Annotated in this window: 13 protein-coding genes; 9 read left to right on the top strand and 4 right to left on the bottom strand. The window is 58.9% G+C overall.

Going from position 1 to position 16,974, the window contains the following annotated elements:
* Positions 1-241: 241 nt before the first annotated feature.
* Positions 242-2,821 (top strand): DUF3536 domain-containing protein, encoded by a 2,580-nt coding sequence (locus SFUM_RS06750; RefSeq protein ID WP_167321322.1) that lies wholly within the window; start codon positions 242-244, stop codon positions 2,819-2,821.
* Between the two features lie 166 nt (positions 2,822-2,987).
* Complete coding sequence (locus tag SFUM_RS06755; protein ID WP_011698159.1) at positions 2,988-3,179, top strand: CooT family nickel-binding protein; 192 nt, start codon at positions 2,988-2,990, stop codon at positions 3,177-3,179.
* Positions 3,180-3,183: 4 nt separating this feature from the next.
* Here SFUM_RS06755 and SFUM_RS06760 read toward each other — a convergent pair whose 3' ends face one another.
* Positions 3,184-3,957 (bottom strand): RNA methyltransferase, encoded by a 774-nt coding sequence (locus SFUM_RS06760; protein ID WP_011698160.1) that lies wholly within the window; start codon positions 3,955-3,957, stop codon positions 3,184-3,186.
* A gap of 280 nt (positions 3,958-4,237) precedes the next feature.
* On the opposite strand from SFUM_RS06760, the gene amrB reads away from it, so the two are divergent.
* The 4 genes from amrB (at position 4,238) to SFUM_RS06780 (ending at position 7,518) form a co-directional block, all read left to right on the top strand.
* Positions 4,238-5,155 (top strand): AmmeMemoRadiSam system protein B, encoded by a 918-nt coding sequence (amrB, locus tag SFUM_RS06765; protein WP_244148102.1) that lies wholly within the window; start codon positions 4,238-4,240, stop codon positions 5,153-5,155.
* A 22-nt stretch (positions 5,156-5,177) separates the two neighbouring features.
* The gene (amrA, locus tag SFUM_RS06770; RefSeq protein ID WP_011698162.1) at positions 5,178-5,741 is read left to right on the top strand and encodes an AmmeMemoRadiSam system protein A; all 564 of its coding nucleotides are present in this window, start codon (positions 5,178-5,180) and stop codon (positions 5,739-5,741) included.
* 176 nt (positions 5,742-5,917) lie between these two features.
* Positions 5,918-6,460, top strand: a complete 543-nt coding sequence (locus SFUM_RS06775; RefSeq protein WP_011698163.1) for a hypothetical protein — start codon at positions 5,918-5,920, stop codon at positions 6,458-6,460.
* Between the two features lie 224 nt (positions 6,461-6,684).
* Entirely contained in the window at positions 6,685-7,518 is an 834-nt protein-coding gene (locus SFUM_RS06780) for a zinc dependent phospholipase C family protein (RefSeq protein WP_041440079.1), read from the top strand.
* Here SFUM_RS06780 and SFUM_RS06785 read toward each other — a convergent pair.
* Both SFUM_RS06785 and SFUM_RS06790 read right to left on the bottom strand, forming a co-directional pair.
* Entirely contained in the window at positions 7,472-9,433 is a 1,962-nt protein-coding gene (locus SFUM_RS06785) for a transketolase (protein WP_011698165.1), read from the bottom strand. The two genes, SFUM_RS06780 and SFUM_RS06785, sit on opposite strands and share 47 nt — an antisense overlap.
* Before the next feature lie 18 nt (positions 9,434-9,451).
* Entirely contained in the window at positions 9,452-10,327 is an 876-nt protein-coding gene (locus tag SFUM_RS06790; RefSeq protein ID WP_011698166.1) for an Mrp/NBP35 family ATP-binding protein, read from the bottom strand.
* 323 nt (positions 10,328-10,650) lie between these two features.
* Between SFUM_RS06790 and SFUM_RS22400 the strand changes: the two genes are divergently transcribed.
* Positions 10,651-10,890: an FmdB family zinc ribbon protein gene (locus SFUM_RS22400; protein WP_244148103.1), complete on the top strand. Its 240-nt coding sequence runs from the start codon at positions 10,651-10,653 to the stop codon at positions 10,888-10,890.
* Positions 10,891-11,256: 366 nt separating this feature from the next.
* Here the strand turns inward: SFUM_RS22400 and SFUM_RS06795 are convergent, their stop codons facing one another.
* Positions 11,257-12,645: a D-alanyl-D-alanine carboxypeptidase family protein gene (locus tag SFUM_RS06795; protein ID WP_083763975.1), complete on the bottom strand. Its 1,389-nt coding sequence runs from the start codon at positions 12,643-12,645 to the stop codon at positions 11,257-11,259.
* Between the two features lie 581 nt (positions 12,646-13,226).
* Between SFUM_RS06795 and SFUM_RS23095 the strand changes: the two genes are divergently transcribed.
* Together SFUM_RS23095 and SFUM_RS06805 are read left to right on the top strand one after the other, a co-directional pair.
* Entirely contained in the window at positions 13,227-15,746 is a 2,520-nt protein-coding gene (locus tag SFUM_RS23095) for a DUF6600 domain-containing protein (RefSeq protein ID WP_049766308.1), read from the top strand.
* A gap of 231 nt (positions 15,747-15,977) precedes the next feature.
* Entirely contained in the window at positions 15,978-16,877 is a 900-nt protein-coding gene (locus SFUM_RS06805) for a M28 family peptidase (protein ID WP_011698170.1), read from the top strand.
* The last annotated feature ends 97 nt before the right edge of the window (positions 16,878-16,974 follow it).

A 16,974-nucleotide genomic window follows, 5' to 3' on the forward strand; every position in this document is an offset into this window, starting at 1 on the left:
CAACACATTCCGAACGGGTCGCTCCGCCACTTTGACAAGTCAATCGAGACACAATGGGGTATAATGGCAACGCAAAAACACAACGGAACCGCAGGCAAGCCTCCTCACCGCGGAGTCGATCGTTCGCGCGCCGCCCGGATTGCGACGCAAACGCCCGGACCCGCGTTGAGGACCGGACGAGTCGTCGGCCGGCTTGCGTGCACTGATGTCTGCACCGCCTTTTTTTGAAAAAAAAGATCCGATGATGAGAGACCCCTCCGAGATCAAGCACGTGTGCATTCACGGCCATTTTTATCAGCCGCCCCGCGAAAACCCCTGGCTGGAGGAGATCGAACGGGAAGACAGCGCGGCCCCGCACCACGATTGGAACGAACGGATCAACGCGGAATGCTACCGCGCCAACGCCGCCGCGCGCGTGGTGGACGAAAAGAACCGCATCCTGAACCTGTACAACAATTACGGCCGCCTCAACTTCAACTTCGGACCGACACTGCTCAACTGGCTCGAAAACCACGATCCGTGGGTCTACCGGACCATTCTCGATGCCGACCGCGAGAGTGCGGCACGGTTCGGCGGACACGGCAATGCCATCGCCCAGGCATACAATCATATCATCATGCCCCTGGCCAATCGTCGCGACAAGCTCACCCAGGTATTGTGGGGAATTCGCGACTTCAGCCGGCGCTTCGGCCGCCATCCGGAGGGAATGTGGCTGCCGGAAACGGCGGTTGACCGCGAGACTTTGGCAATAATGGCGGATGCCGGCATCAAATTCACTATTCTGTCACCTTCCCAGGCGGCGCGATGGCGCTTCATCGGAAGCGGGTCCGACTGGACGGATGCCTCAAACGGAAAGATACCGACCGGTCGCGCTTACCGATGCCTGTGCGGCCGCGGGAAACACATCCATCTGTTCTTTTTCGACGCCGCCATTTCCCGTGGAATCGCTTTCGAACAACTGCTCGGGCACAGCAGCAGCCTTCTTTCGAGAATGGATGCCGCGTTCGCGGATCGCGACCGGAAACCCGGTGAGCCATGGCTCGTGCATACCGCCACCGACGGAGAATCCTACGGACATCATTTCAAGTTCGGGGACATGGCCCTGGCCGCGGCCTTCGAAAAAATGGACCAGGACCCCTCTACCCGAATCGTGAACTATGCGACCTTCCTCGCCTCATTTCCGGTGACGGCCGAAGTGGAGATCGTCGAAAACACCGCCTGGAGCTGCGCTCATGGGGTGGGCAGATGGGAGCGGGACTGCGGTTGTCACATCGGGGGCGGACCGGGATGGCATCAGCGGTGGCGCGGGCCGCTTCGGAAGGCCCTGGATCAGCTGCGCGACACGCTGGCACGGCATTACGAGCACCAGATGCAGCCCCTCTGCCCGGATCCGTGGAAGGCCCGTGATGAATACATCGACGCATATCTCGACCAGGAACATCTCCTGGAGGCGTTCATCGAGCGCCACATGCGCCTCAGCTCGGACTTCAGCTCCATCCACCGCTTTCTGCGGCTCCTGGAGATGCAGCGTCACGCCATGTTCATGTACACCTCCTGCGGATGGTTCTTTGACGACATCAGCGGCCTGGAATCGTTATTGATTCTGCGTCATGCCGCGCGCGCCATCCACCTGGCGGAAGAAACCGGAGCCGCGTCCCCGGAGGCCGCGTTTCTGCACACGCTCGAACAGGCCCACAGCAACCTGCCCGAGCACGGGAACGGGGCGGACATCTACTTGAACACCGTCAAGCCCGGCATCCTCCGGAAGGATCGCATCGCCGCAAACTACGCCATCCAGTCGTTGGCCGGATCGTCCCGGCGGCGATTCAGCTTTTTCGGCTGCGACGTCCTGCCGCAGCAGGAGGAAGACCTGGGCCGCAGCCCCGTTCCCTGTCGCTTCGGCCATGTAAAGATCAAGGCGGGCCGAACGTTGGAAGAGGAGGATTTTCTTTACGCGGTCCTGCATTTCGGAGGCCTGGATTTCCGATGCTCGGTGAAGCGGTACGAAGACGACTCCGAATTCAAATCGATTCTGAAAGCCTTGCAGCAGGCGGTCGAAGGACATCATACGGTCCTTATGGTGCGCATCCTCGACGAGCGGTTCGGAGCGGATTATTACAGTCTGCACGATGTTTCCAGAGACTTGAGGACGTCCATCGCACTCCAGGTAAGCCGCAAGACCTTTGCTTCCTTTGTCGAACTGCAGCGCACCCTGTACCAGGCCCATCAACCCCTGCTGACTTCGCTCCGACAGTGGGGCATCAGGATACCCGCCGATTTGCGGGTCGCCGTGAGGCGGGTGCTCACCGATGAAGTCAAGGATCTCATCCGGGACATCATCAAGGCCGAAAACGATGCGAGCCGCGAAGAATACGACTGGCAAGCCACCGACTTCAGCTTCCGGGCGCATGTCAGCCATCTCCAGTCGCTCATCCAGGACGCGAAGTCGTGGGGGACGGCGCTGCAACTGGAAGCCGCATCGATCGATCTGGGCGGCGCCCTCGTCGAGGCCTTCGAGCAACTCGACAGGCGTCCGTCTTCCCGTGCGGCGGGGAGAGCGGTGCGGCTGCTGGACGTGTGCCGGGTGCTGGGAGTGACCCCCGAGTTGTGGAAGCTGCAAACGTTGTACTTCGGTATGGTTCGCCGGGGGCTGACCGATCCCGATTGGTTCGCGGAGCTTTTGAACGCCAGGAAATTTTGCGGTGGGCTTGACAAGAGGCTCGGGTGCCGTTTCGGGGAATTCCTCGACGCGCTTCCCGAGTCGCTCTCCCGGGACATCGTCCCGCTCGTGAGCACAAAGGCGGTGTCGAGAGTACCCTGACGGCGGGCGTAATCCTTTTCGGCCGACGGTCCGGATACATGCGACGATTTCACGCGCGATTTCTCGGGCATGTCGCGATTTCTCGGGCATTGCGGTGCGGAAGGTTTTAGTGTAACATTATAGACAAATTGTTAGTCCCCACGACTCAAGGGAGGTGGAACAGGCGATGTGTGAAGCCAATGCGTACCTGCTCAAAGACGGGAAAGAACTGTTGTTCATGGAATCGGTGGACGTGTTGGAGGACGAGGGAAGCCAGATCAGGGTCCAGAGCATTTTCGGGGAACAGAAGGTCGTGAAAGCCAGGATCAGAAGCATGTCCCTGGTCGAACACAAGATCGTCCTCGAGGAGCGAACCTGATCGGTCACCGGTTGGGCGAATGCTTCCCATTCGGTACGGAAGCGGGACCGTCTTCATCCTTCCGGTCACAGTACCAGTCGATCTGCCTGCAAATGCCTCTCACGATTTTCACTTCTCCGGCACGGAGCCCTATTCGACTGAAGAATCGCCGGACACTCAGCATCCAATAGTCGGGATTATCCTGATTGATGAAATTGATCCTGGCCAGCGTATCGCGGAGCTGGTCGTACATGCCTTCGAGCTCTCTGCGCGCGGCGAGCCGAGGCACGAAGCGCTGCGGCTCCTCCCGGTTTGCCGTGTAGAGTTCGTAAGCCACGATCATCACTGCCTGGGCGAGGTTTATGGAGGCAAAATCCGCCGTGGGAATGGTGACCAGGAAATCGCAAAACCTCAGTTGCTCATTGGTGAGCCCGCTGCTCTCCGTTCCGAACAGGATGGCCGCTTCGTTCTCCCGGCTGATGGAGACCAGCTCATCGGCCATCTGTCGTGGATTCCTGACCCTTTGCCGGCGCGAACCCAGGCGCGCCGTGGTGCCCACGACGTGCCGGAAAGGCGCCAGGGCGTTGCGCAGGTCGTCGTATATCTCCATGGCTTCCACCACGTCTCGCGCGGCGTGAGTCGCCATCTTCAGAACACGGTCGAGATCGAAATCCAGCGGATTGACCACGAGAAGCCGCCGAATACCCATATTCTTTGCGGACCGTGCCGCCGCTCCGATGTTCTCCGGGTAGTGAGGCTCATTGAGAACGATCGCGATGTTTTCGAGGTTGACTCTCATCGGGTTGTTTACTCCGCTCTGCATTTGCATTGCCGCAGCCTGCCGAATCGGGGCGCATTCGATCATAACGATCGGAATGGGGAAAGGTATAAGATTTTTCGAACCGGATCAAGCGCGCCCGTCAACCATTCATGTCGAGACCATCCGAGATCGCCGTTGACACTCATTTTAGCCGATGTTTAAATAGAATCATGGGCTTCGGTTTCCTCCCGGAAATCGAAGGCATGGCGCGGCAAGGCGCGTCGGAATTGCCCATTCCCTTTTGCGACAGGCTTTCCGGGTGGATACGAATGAACGGCAGTGCAATGACGATTCCTCGGGAGATCGGCTCCGCGGGAAGCTGATTTTCAATTGCGGTGAGGGACATATGTGCGCCGAGAGAATAAGAGAATCGGTCATAGCCGGGAGCTGGTATCCCGACAACCCCGGTGCCTTGAGAAACGAGATCGCGGGCTATCTCAAGCGGGCCCGGCCGCACCCCGGCAGGGAGAACCTGATCGGCCTCGTGGCCCCGCACGCGGGATACATGTATTCGGGCGAGGTTGCCGCTCACGCGTACCGGCAATTGGAGGGCAGCCGCTTCGAGCGCGTGCTGATTGTGGCCCCAAGTCATCGAACCCGTTTTCCATCGTCAACCATTTACCACCTGGGAGGCTTCCGGACTCCCCTGGGGGTGGTCCCGCTCGATGTCGACCTCGTCCAGGCGTTCCTGGAACACCCGCAGCTCAGAGGATATTATCCCCAGGCGGAAGACCAGGAGCATTCACTCGAAATTCAGCTGCCGTTCCTGCAGGTTGTGCTCGGCGAGTTCAAACTGGTGCCGATCATCATGGGCAACCAGACTTACGAGCATTGCACAGAGCTGGCGGAGCTCATCGAGAAGCTGTGCAGGAACAAGAACGTGTTGCTGATCGCCAGCAGCGATTTGTCCCATTATCACTCGTACCGTGAGGCAAAACAACTGGACGGGATAGTGACCGCGAGAGTCGCGGCATTCGACTGCCAGGGTCTTTTCCGGGACCTGAACGACGGGGCCTGCGAGGCGTGCGGCGCCGGTCCGATGGTCGCAGTCATGCTTGCAGCCGGGAAGCTGGGAGCGAATGTGTCGAGGGTTTTGCATTACGCCAACTCCGGCGATGTCACGGGAGAACGCAGTGGTGTGGTCGGCTATATGGCGGCGGCTTTCTACAGGGAGTAATCCGAAGGGCGAGGACCGCAGTATGCACAGGGGCAAAGTGGGGGTTGATCTGGGACTGTCCGCGGAAGAAAAGCAAACGCTCAGGCAGATTGCTTTCCAGGCCATTCGCAGCCGCTGTTTCGGCGAGCCCCTGCCCGAACCTTCCCCGGAATCGCCGGGGCTCAAAGAACGGCGCGGCGCTTTCGTATGCCTGCACAAAGGCAAGGAGCTCAGGGGCTGCATCGGCATGATCGAACCGATCGAACCCCTGTACAAGACGGTACGGAACATGGCCGTCGAAGCGGCTTTCGGCGATCCGCGCTTCTGCGCTCTCCAATCGGACGAGCTCGACAGGGTCGACATCGAAATATCCGTTCTCACTCGCCTCGAGCGGATCTCCGACACGGAACGCATAGAAATCGGGAAACACGGCATCTACATCCGAAAGAATTACCAGACGGGCCTGCTGCTGCCCCAGGTTGCAACGGACAATCATTGGGACACCCGGGAGTTCCTGGAATGGACCTGCCGAAAGGCGGGAATCCCGTCGGATGCATGGAAGGATCCCGATACCGAGATCTACATTTTTTCGGCGGACATTTTCTAACGGACCGCTCCGGGCACCGCGCCACACGCGATTTGCCGATGGACGGCCAATTCGGCTTCCCGGGCGAAAAGCTTGTCGTCGCCAGGTCCGCGGAACGTCACGTGGGAATCGGGACCCGGCGCGGAATGGTATGTGCGGGGCCATGGAACCGCAACACGGTCAAGTGAGGGTGCGCGGTGGCAGAGATATTGGATTTGCAGGATCACAGGCGCCGCCTTTGTGCCGGCAAGGGATACGCCAACTGGAGCCGGAGATTTGCCGAATCTTTTGACGAAAAAACCACCATCGCCGACTTGAGCGACCCGACCCTGGGGGTGTTGATCCGGGGCGACGAGGAAGCCTCCCTGTGCCTCCACGATTTCGTCATGGGGGTGATGGGGCTGGGACAGGGACTGCGATTCCATTTCCTCGACAACACAATGAAAATGTCGGTGATGGATCTGACCTTCTTCCTGCTGGATCAGCTCCGTTTTGAAGCGATGAAAAGGCTCGGATGGCTCGAAGACCACCCCGGCCTGCACGTTCCGATGGTTGATCTGGTGAGTTTCTTCCGGGACACTTCCCCGGGGGAGATATATGACACGCCGACGCTGGCGCGGAGTCATCCAGGCTTCGAAGAATACGAAAAAACGATTGGAGGAGATCGCGGAGCCTATGTCCGTAGACTGATCCCGGACGCCATCAAGGAGTTCCTGAAGCGGTATGCCCCGGACGCGTGAGCCGCGGAGCCCCCCGCAAACCGTCATGAGTCGGAAGCTCATAACGAAACATGAAAATCATCCGTGTCATTTCCGGGCAGGCGCAAATCCGCGAAAAGCCGCCGGACTTTCAATCCCTTCCGGGGTGACGGCCGGGTTTTCATACAGACCCGATCACGCCGGTTCTCACCACCGGAACAGACCCACAGTCTGCTCGGAGCCCAAGTCGCCGGAAAGACGACCCCGTGCCCAAAGAACGATACCATCTGATGATAGCGGACCGTTGCTTCGACGCGATGCGCGCTTCGAAAACCCTGCCCTTATCGCTCGACGCCCATCGGTTCGCATTCCGATTGGGCTCGATTTCTCCTGACACCCTGTTCTACGATTTGCCTTTTTTCTTCTTCTCCGATACGGGCCGCGCCCTCCATCGATTTGCAGCACGAGCATCGATTGGAGCATTTGCCGCCCGGCTGGACGGCAGGCAGACGTCTCTGCGGGACGAAGGCCTGGCGTGGGTGCTCGGAATGGCCTCTCACTTTCTTGCGGATGAGCTCTATCACCCGGTCATCAATCGACTGGCGCATCCGGAACGCGGTTTCTGTCCCCCAAAGCTCTCCGCGGGGGATTGTCATCATTGGGTGGAAAGTGAGATGGAGGCGGCGCGGCTCTCCCTCTCGGCACCGCCGGACGGCTATGCCGCATTCCTTCGGAAGGCGACCCGCCGCTCCGCGGTCGCGCGGATCAGCGGCTTCCTCCATGAGTTCCTGAAATGGTGGGGCGCGGCGCCTCGGATCCCCGGCGCGGGCAGGATCAGGTGCTGCTTTTTCTGGCAAGCCTCGCTTCTGAGGGTATTCGCGCATGTGGCCGCGGGCCGAAACAAATCACTGCTGACGAGGCACCGGGCCACAACTTATGCGGGAGCCTTGATCGTCCCTCCTCTCCCGGTGCTTCCCGCCATTCTCGAGCGCACAGGGCGTGCCGAACCGGACTTGCTCGCTCTTTTTTCGGATGAATTCTTCGATTCCGCGGTCAACCTCTTATCCGGCCGTCTGAGCGAGCTTGCAGCACGGTTTTGACAATACCTTCCGCGTCCAGTCCTTCCAGGCGATAAAGAACTTCGGGATGACCGGAAAGCCCGTAGCTTCGAACCCCGAGGCGGATCATCCGACAGGCCGCTCCCGCCTCGGCCAGCACGGTCGAAACCCTGGCGCCGAGGCCCGTGTCGATGTGATGGTCTTCAGCTGTGATCACGAACCCGGTACCCGCGGCTTCCAAAACGGCGTCGGCATCGAGCGGCTTGATCGATGCCAGGTTCAGGACGCTCATCTCGATGCCGTGGCGCGCGGCCAATTCTTCGCGCGCCCGGAGGGCATTGTGCACCACCGGCCCGCAGCTCAGTATCGCGCCGTGACCGCCCCGCCGCAGCCAATCCGCCTTCCCCGGCACAAACCGGTAATCCCCCCCGAAAAACGGCTTGCCGGATTCGTCCGAAATGATGCCCATCTTGGACCTTCCCATCCCCACAAAATGGTTCCCCGGATGGGAGGCGACATGCCGAACAATCCGGTCCGTCTGGTTGGGATCCGCGGGCATAAAGATTGAAAACCCGTAGAGGTTCTGCACCAGGCCGATGTAATCGATACACTGATGCGTCTGACCGTCCTCTCCCACATCGAGCCCCAGGTGCGTGCAAACCAGCTTGAGATGGGTGTGGTTGATGTCGTTGAGCCGCTGCTGATTGTAAACTTCGGATACGCCGAACACGCCGAAAGTGCTGAAAAAAACCACGAAGCCTTCCTTGCTGGCCGCTCCCGCCAGCGTGGCGGTGTTGTGTTCCTGGATCCCTCCTTCAAAGAAACATCCGGGATTTTGCCGGTGAAAAGCGTCCATCTTTACCGATCCTTCCAGGTCGCAACTGAACCCCAGAATTCTCGGGTGTTCGCCCGCATTGTTGAGTCGCGCCAGATCCTCGAGGGCCGCCCCATAGGCCGAACGGCAGTCGGTCGTCACATCCATTGCGTACGTCTTGGGCTGACCGGGTTCGATTTTGGAGTGATCGAGCGCCGGGCAAAACGGGGCGTGGAAGACGCGCAGGGTTTTACGCCTTCCCCGGAGCGCCGGAAGCGGATTATCGAGGCCCAGTTCTTTCAGGGCTGCGGCCGCTTCATCGTCTTTGAGCGTCGATCCGTGGTACTTGGCCTTGTTTTCCATGAAGGAAACCCCCTTCCCCATCACCGTTTCGGCTATGATAACGGAAGGGTACCGGGGATCATCCACCTCGCTGGAGCGAACTTGCCTGAGAGCCTGAAAGATCTCGTCGAAATTATGGCCGTCCCCGACACGAATCGTATTCCACTGGGAGGCGGCGTATTCCGCTTCGATTTCCTGGGGCATGACCGAGTCCGTGTCTCCGCCGATCTGGAGGTGGTTCCGGTCGATGACGCAGCACAGGTCATTGAGCTCGTACTTGACGGCAAACCGCCGTGCCTCGGCAATCTGCCCCTTCTGCTGCTCCCCGTCGCCCATGAGCACGAACGTGGAGGCTCGGCTGCCTCTCAGTTTGAGCCCGAGGGCCATTCCCGCGCCGACGGACAACCCCTGGCCGAGATTCCCCGTATTCCATTCGACCCCGGGCACGCAGCATTCGACATGGCCCGCATAGGATGATCCCGCCTGCCGGAATTCGAGGATGAAGTTGTCCTCGGGAGTGTACCCGAATTCGGCCAGCACACTGTAGACGCACGGGCTGATATGCCCCATGCTGACGACCACCCGATCCCGTTCGGGCCAGCAGGGATCGTCCGGGCGGTGTTCGAGCGTGCAGTAAAGCATGAGCACCAAATGCAGAGACGACATGGAGCCGCCCGGGTGCCCGCTCCCGGCGAGCGTCGTGCTGAGAATGATCCTGCGCATGCAACGGAGCCACATCTGGTGGAGGGTTTCACGTTGCGCATCGGTGAGGGACCTTTGTTGCAGGGAGATGCTGAACATGGCGGAGATCGATCCTTCCTAGTGAACAGATTCGACTCTTGTCGGTTCGTCCTTGACATTCAGACGGGCGGTGACCGCATCCGCAAACGCCAGCACCGCCTTCTTGAAGGGAGAATCGCCGTCCTCTTCGAGAACCGGACGGCCCTTGTCGCCGCCCTCCACCACTCGAGGATCGAAAGGAAGCTCTCCGAGGAAGGGAATGTTCATCAGTTTGGACGTGCGCTTGCCTCCGCCGGTTCGGAAGATCGGGATGAACTCGTTGCAGTGAGGGCAGAAAAGGCCCGACATGTTTTCAACCAGGCCGAGCATGTCCAGGTTGACCTTACGGCAGAAATTGATCGATTTGCGCACATCGGAAAGCGCGACTTCCTGGGGCGTGGTCACAATAATGGCCTTTGCCTCGGGGATCAGCCTGGAGATGGTCAAAGGCTCATCCCCCGTCCCGGGCGGACTGTCGATCACCAGGAAATCGAGATCGTCCCACTTGCAGTCCCTGAGAAACTGCTGGATCACATTGTGTTTCAACGGACCGCGCCAGATCATCGCCGCATCCGTGTCTTCGATCATGGACTCGATGGAGACCACCTTGAGGTTCGGCATGTACTGGTGAGGGAGGATCTCCTGTTCGGAGGTGATATTGAGGAGCCCCTGCAAACCGAGCATTCTGGGGATGCTCGGACCGTGTAGATCGATGTCCATCAGGCCCACCCGGAAACCCTTCCGAGCCAGACCCAATGCAAGGTAGGTCGCCACACTGCTCTTCCCGACCCCGCCCTTCCCGCTCATCACGAGGAGTTTGTGCCTGATTCGCATGAGCTTGCACCGAATCGCTTCTTCCTTGGATTTCTTGCCTGCGCCGACACAGCTCGCGCACGATTTCTCGTCACACTTCATGATCCATGCTCCTGTACGGTCTGATTTCGCAAAAAAAGAACGCGGTTACCTTAGAGTCAATCCGCCGAGTTGTCAACTTCCGCAAAGGCGGCGCCGCACAAATCGCCATCGTGGACGTAGACTCCCGTTCTCTTCCGTCTTATTAATTGTATTGATTCGATCCGACAAAAGCCAACTCGAACGTACCGCACGGAAACCGGGGTTGTCCCGGGAAAAGCCGGCCGCCATCGCAACGGAGACGGGTATGTGCCTCGAAGGGGCGGGAAAATCTTTTCTCCCCTTTCTTTTTCGGCGGATCATGGCTATTTGAACGGAGTATTCCGTTGCAGCGACGTCCACTCAATGAGGTCTCGACCATGCCGATCTACGAGTATCGTTGTCGTAAGTGTGGGACCGGGTTCGAATCCCTGGTGTTCGGCCGCGCGGACGAAGTGTCGTTGTGCTGCCCGGGATGCGGGGGAACGGATGTGGAGAAGCAGCTTTCCTGGTTTTCCACGTCACACGCCTCGGCATCCGACCGTGGGGCGCAGTGTGCCCCGAAGCCCGGCAGCCGTTTCGGTTGAGCCTGACCGGATGCGGGCGGTCGCCGCACGAGCGCTTCGGTGGGTTCTTCGGGTCCCCGGCCCCTTTGGCATTCGACGCATCAAGTCATCAACAGGAGAAACCAATGTCGTGGGAAGCGATTTTGCTGGTTGCGGGAGTGATCGGATGGTTCGTTTTGAACCGGTGGATATTGCCCAAGCTCGGGGTGCCTACCTGAATGGCGCCTTCTTGTGGAATCGGTGATTCCAAAAAGAAATCGCAAGACCCATCCCCCTGAGAGAGTCATCGCTTGTTCGGGATAGTCTCTGCGCCCCGGCAGGCGATGTCCGCTCGATGCCTGCTCAAAGGCCCGGGGCAGACCCTGCAAGCTGTCCCGGGCCTTTTCGTCACTTTCTGCCGTAAGTCGACCTCGACCGCTGGGGCGATGACTTGCGACCCAACAAGAATATCACCAAAATCACCACCGCGGCAATGGAACCCAAGATGGCCGTCAGCAGCTTCCAATCGATCAGGTGGATCATCAGCAACGATTGCCAGACCCTCTTGAACCAGCCGCCCAGGGGCAGGTCTTCCTGGCTGAATAGCGAGACGGTCCGCTTGGGCTGATCGCCAATGTAGAAAACGACTTCCCCCACCTTCTGACCGGCCTGCACAGGTGCGGTTATCTCCGCGGGGGCTTGAATTTCCCATCTCAACTGGGCCTTCTGCGCCTGACTGACGAGGAAACCCGCCGCCTCCTGTGGGTAAAGACCCAACTGATCCCTCTGACCCTTCCAGACCTTCACCGTGGTGACGGGCTGCCCCTGGGGAAAAGGCTGCACCAGCGTGTAGTACCGGAAACCGTAATTGAGCAGCTTGAGAGCCTCCCGTTCCCGAACGGCGGGGGTGCCCGCCCCCATCACCACCGCAAGAAGCCTCATCCCGTCACGTTTGGCCGTGGCGGCCAAATGGTATCCGGCCGCCGCCACGTATCCCGTCTTGAGACCGTCGACGCTCGGATCCTTGAGAAGCAGATGGTTCCGATTGTATTGAACGATGTTATTGTAAGTGTATTCGCGCATCGAGTGGTACTGGAGCGACTCGGGGAACTGCCTCAGGTACGCGGAATCCAGGATCGCCATGTCTCTGGCAGTGGTGGTCTGCCCTTCAACGGGCAGGCCGTGGGGATTGAGGAACCGGCTGTGCGTCATCCCCAACTCCCGAGTCTTCCGGTTCATCGCCTCCACAAAGGTCTCGGCACTGCCGCTCACATGTTCCGCCGCCGCAACGCACGCGTCATTCCCCGAAACCACGGCGATTCCCTTGAGCAACTCCTCCAGGGGAACCTTGGTCCCGACACCCACGAACATTTTCGATCCGCCCGTGCGCCACGCCGCTTCACTGATCCATATCTCGTCATTGAGATGAATTCGCCCCTGCCGCAGCGCTTCAAAGACAAGATAAAGCGACGCGATCTTGGTGAACGACGCCGGTTCGATGACTTCATCCGCATTCTGCTCGAACAGAATCGCCCCAGTGGATACTTCCATTAAGATCGCCGACTTGGCATTGACCTGCCCGGGCGACAGTTCCGCGCCCCCCGCCTTTGCAGACGGCGGCTCGACACCCTTTGCAGCCGGCGCCGACGCGGCAGGGGTCGCCTTTTTCCCGGGCATGGGCTGCACCTTGATTTTCCTTCCGGCTGCCTGTTCCGCCGCACCCCCGGCCCAGGGGACCGACAACAGCAGGAGCAACGCAACAACCATCGAACACCAACCGAAACGATTTCTATGCATGCATATCCTCTCGCAGTAAAGCAACCCGAGTATCCATTCCACGGCGGAAAGAGCCCCAACAAAGCCATGAGGCAGTTTCTGTCATGAAGCAGCAAAAATCAAGCGTGCTTTCCATCCGGGCGGACAGGATTCCACGTCAACACACGCACATCCCTGTTTTTTTCCCTGCAGGGGCATGAATCCGAACCTTTTCGACAAAACCGCCAAACTTATACTGCCAATAGCCCGGTTTTTCAAGGTCCACCGAACTCATCTTCAAAGCGCCGTCGGCCCCTCGCCCGGGAGCACTCCGGGGCGCCCCGAAAATACTATTTTTATGTTGTAGACTTTTCGCTCACACTCATTCGTCATTGTGGTTGACATGGGGACGAGTTTACAATAATCAGCAGAGAGTATTCTTGATCTCTTTACATATCGAATTATTTAAAGAAGCACGGCGGGAAAAAGGGGGGGCGATTGCTGTTTTCCAGGCCGAGCAGTGTCCTCCGGGTTGTACGGAGATAAGCATTGCATTGGCGTGCGAGCGCAATGAGGTCATCCCGAGGTGATTCAGAATGCCATCCACAAAAAGGAGCTGCACAATGAGAAGATACGGCACCATTTCTCTACTGACACTCGTCCTCGCACTGTGGGGGGTGGGCGTCGCCATGTCCCAGTCCCCGCCGGGATCGAAGGCCGGCGAAGAGCCCGTGATGGTGGGGCGGATATCGCATGTGGAGGGTGAACTCCTGCGCTATGTCCCTGACGACCAGGACTGGGTCGCAACGGTCAAGGACGCTCCGTTCGGCCTGGACGACGCTCTTTATTCCAGCGAGGATGGCAAGGGTGAGTTCATCATGCCCAACCAGACCTGGCTCAGAGTGGGGGCGACCACGCAGGTTCAGCTCATCGCCCTTCGCCCGGACGTCACCGAATGCGACGTGGCTTCAGGGGTCACTCGAGCCTACAACAAGAGCTCGGACGCCGTGATTAAGGCCACCACTCCTTTCGGATACGTCATGGCACCTCCGGGGACCATTTTTGACATATACGTCGGGGACGAATCCATGGAAGTCATCTGCATCACCGGGACCGTAGACTTCGTCATGCAGAACGAGACGGCGAAGTACCAGGTTTCAGCCGGGTCATCTTCCATTCTGTGCGATGGAAAGGACGTCGAAGAGGGCGCCGGCACGGTGGATTCCGACTGGGATGACTGGAATGCGGCCCGCGATGACTTGTGGACCAAGCGCGTGAACGTGAAGGGGGACTCCGTCCGCTACATGCCGCCGGAACTCCAGGACGACGCTTATGACCTGGATGAAAACGGCAGATGGGACACCGTCGAGTACGAAGGCCAGCAGAGAACCATGTGGCGTCCGACCAAGGTCCAGGAAGACTGGGAACCGTTCACCGAAGGCCGATGGACTGAATGGAACGAAGACCAGACCTGGGTTCCCGAGGAAGACTTCGGCTACACGACGCACCACTACGGCAACTGGGTCCGCCCCGATGCGTGCGGATGCTGGTATTGGACACCACCGGTGCGCGTGGTTCGTCGAGTCGCGGTCGGACCGGTCTGGGATACCTGTACCTGCTGGTATCCGGGCAGGGTCGCATGGATAGGCACTGGCGTGGACATCGGATGGTTCCCCCTCGCGCCGTTTGAACCTTACTACACCCACAGATGGTGGGGACCGGGCGTCAGCGTGGTCGGCGGCGTAGGCTTTGCGGGAATCAATATCAATATCGGAGGATATCGCTGGTGGAATCGTGCCGTCATCGTGAACCATAACAATTTCTACGGCGTGAACAACTACCGCAACGTCCGCGTCACGAACATCACCCACAACACCATCATCAACAACTACCATGGCTCGGCGGTGGTCAACAACAAGATCCTCAACAATTACGCCAACAACAAGCAGAAGTACAATTTCAACAACAAGGCGCTTGTCCACAACAAGCCTCACAACGACATCGTGAGAAGAATCAACAACAACAGGCAGATTGCCAAGCAGTCCCAGCGTCTCAACGCAAGAACCTTGGAAAACAGGACAAACAGGATCAGGACCGCTCAGGCCGGCAAGGCGGGAAGGATCCAACAGCCGAAGGCCACGAACAGGCTCGTCTCCGCAAACGAGAGGAACAAACCTCGAACCGGCACCCCCGGGCAGCAAAGGAATCTCAAGGGGAACGTGAAATCCCCGCGTCAGATTTCCATGCCGGGCAGACAGCCCACCGACAGGACCGGCACGCGGGAAGGCAGGCAAGGCATCCGGTCGCCTCGTGACCGGGGTGACAGAATCGGCGGACCGGCGACTCCTCAGCAGAGAGGGGACAGGCAGCAGTTGCAGCAGCAAAGACAGCAAGAACGCCAGCAGCAGATGCAGCAGCAAAGACAGCGCGGAGAGCAGCAACAGCAACAGCGCCTCCAGCAGCAACAGCAACGCCAGCAGCAGCGCCAGCAGCAGATGGAGCAGCAGAAACAGCGCAGGGAGCAGCAACAGCAACAGCGCCTCCAACAGCAGCAGCAGCGCCAACAGCAGATGCAGCAGCAACGGCAACAGCAGCAGCAACGCCAGCAACAGTTGCAACAGCAAAAACAGCAACAGCAGCAGCAGCGCCAGCAGAAAATGCAGCAGCAAAGACAGCAACAGCAACAACGCCAGCAACAGTTGCAGCAGCAAAGACAGCAACAGCAACAGCAGAGACAGCAGCAGATGCAGCAACAACGTCAACAACAGCAGCAACGTCAGCAACAGTTGCAACAACAACGCCAGCAGCAACGTCAACAGCAGCAACAACGCCAGCAGCAATTGCAACAGCAAAAACAGCAACAGCGTCAGCAGCAGATGCAGCGTCAGCAACAGCAGCGCCAGCAACAGCAACAGCAGAGACAGCAGCAGATGCAGCAGCAAAGGCAACGCCAGCAACAGCAGCAACAGCAGAGACAACAGCAGATGCAGCAACGCCAGCAACAGCAGCAACAGCAGAGACAACAGCAGATGCAGCAACGCCAGCAACAGCAGCAGCAGCAAAGGGCGCAGCAGCAGCAGCGTCAGCAGCAGTTGCAACAGCAAAGACAACAACAACAACAGCAGCAGCAACACAGGCGCTAACGATGCGCATAGGGGGCGGCCGGCATCCCATGGCGATGACCGTCCGCTCCAAGTCCTCCCTGATCGTCGTCCCCTCCTGGAAGCCATTCCAGGAGGGGTTTTTTTATTCTCACGGCGGAGCGGGAAAAATTCCTCTGCGTCCGCGGGCAAGTTGTCGCTTTCGTTTAACCTTCCGCTCGCCGGCTTCGATTTATCTATGAAGAGGCGGAACCGCTGTCGGGAGTTTTGAAAATGCTGGACATCGGAAAGACGTCGGAAAACCTTAGAACCCATCTCCGGGCACTCACCGTGGAGATCGGGGAGCGAAGCATCTACCGGCCCGACAATCTCCTGAAGGCCGCCGCGTACATCGCATCCGTTCACCGTGCCGAGGGTTTGGAACCCTTGGTCGACTTCTATACGTTTCGAGATGTCCCCGTCACCAACGTCGCTTCCAGGATCGATTTCCGTCCCGATCCCTCCCGGAACTTCGTGCTGGGCGCACACTACGATTCGCTGCGGGGCACGGTGGGGGCCGACGACAACGCCAGTTCCATTGCCGTTCAGCTTGAGACGCTCCGAGAACTGAAAAAACTCCGGGACAAAATAGACCTCGATTTGTCGGTCAGTTTCGTTTCCTTTACCCTGGAGGAGCCCCCCGGATTTCGATCTCGAGGCCGCGGAAGCAGGGTGTACGCCGAGAAGGCGAAGAGGACCGGGGAGTGCATCGACGGCATGATCTGCCTCGAGATGGTGGGTTTCCGTTCGCGCCGGCCCAACTCCCAACGCTACCCTTTTCCGCTCAATCTTGCCGATTACCCGAAGCAGGGAGATTTTGTCGCCATTGTAGGGAATTCCGGATCGAGGCAATTCACTCGGGAGTTGCTCCAATCATTCGGCAACAATCCGCGCCTTCCGGCCATCGGGTTGAGCGTTCCGTTCAACGGCTGGATACTGCCCTCGGTGAGGCGAAGCGACCATGTGTCTTTCTGGGATCTCGGATACAAGGCGGTCATGATCACGGACACCGCCTTTTTTCGAAATCCCAACTATCATCGTACATCTGATACAATGGACACGCTCGACTACGAATTCATGGCCGAACTGGTGAAGAGTCTCGTAGCCTTCTTCGCGTCCCGGGGAGAGAAGTGATCGGCGTGTGCCTGTAAGGATCACTGTGCCGATCCGATGGGAATGCCGATTTATCGGTGTCGGGTGTGCGAAGCGCACCTTGAGCGCCGTCGGAAGA

The sequence above is a fragment of the Syntrophobacter fumaroxidans MPOB genome (assembly GCF_000014965.1).
Taxonomy (GTDB): domain Bacteria; phylum Desulfobacterota; class Syntrophobacteria; order Syntrophobacterales; family Syntrophobacteraceae; genus Syntrophobacter; species Syntrophobacter fumaroxidans.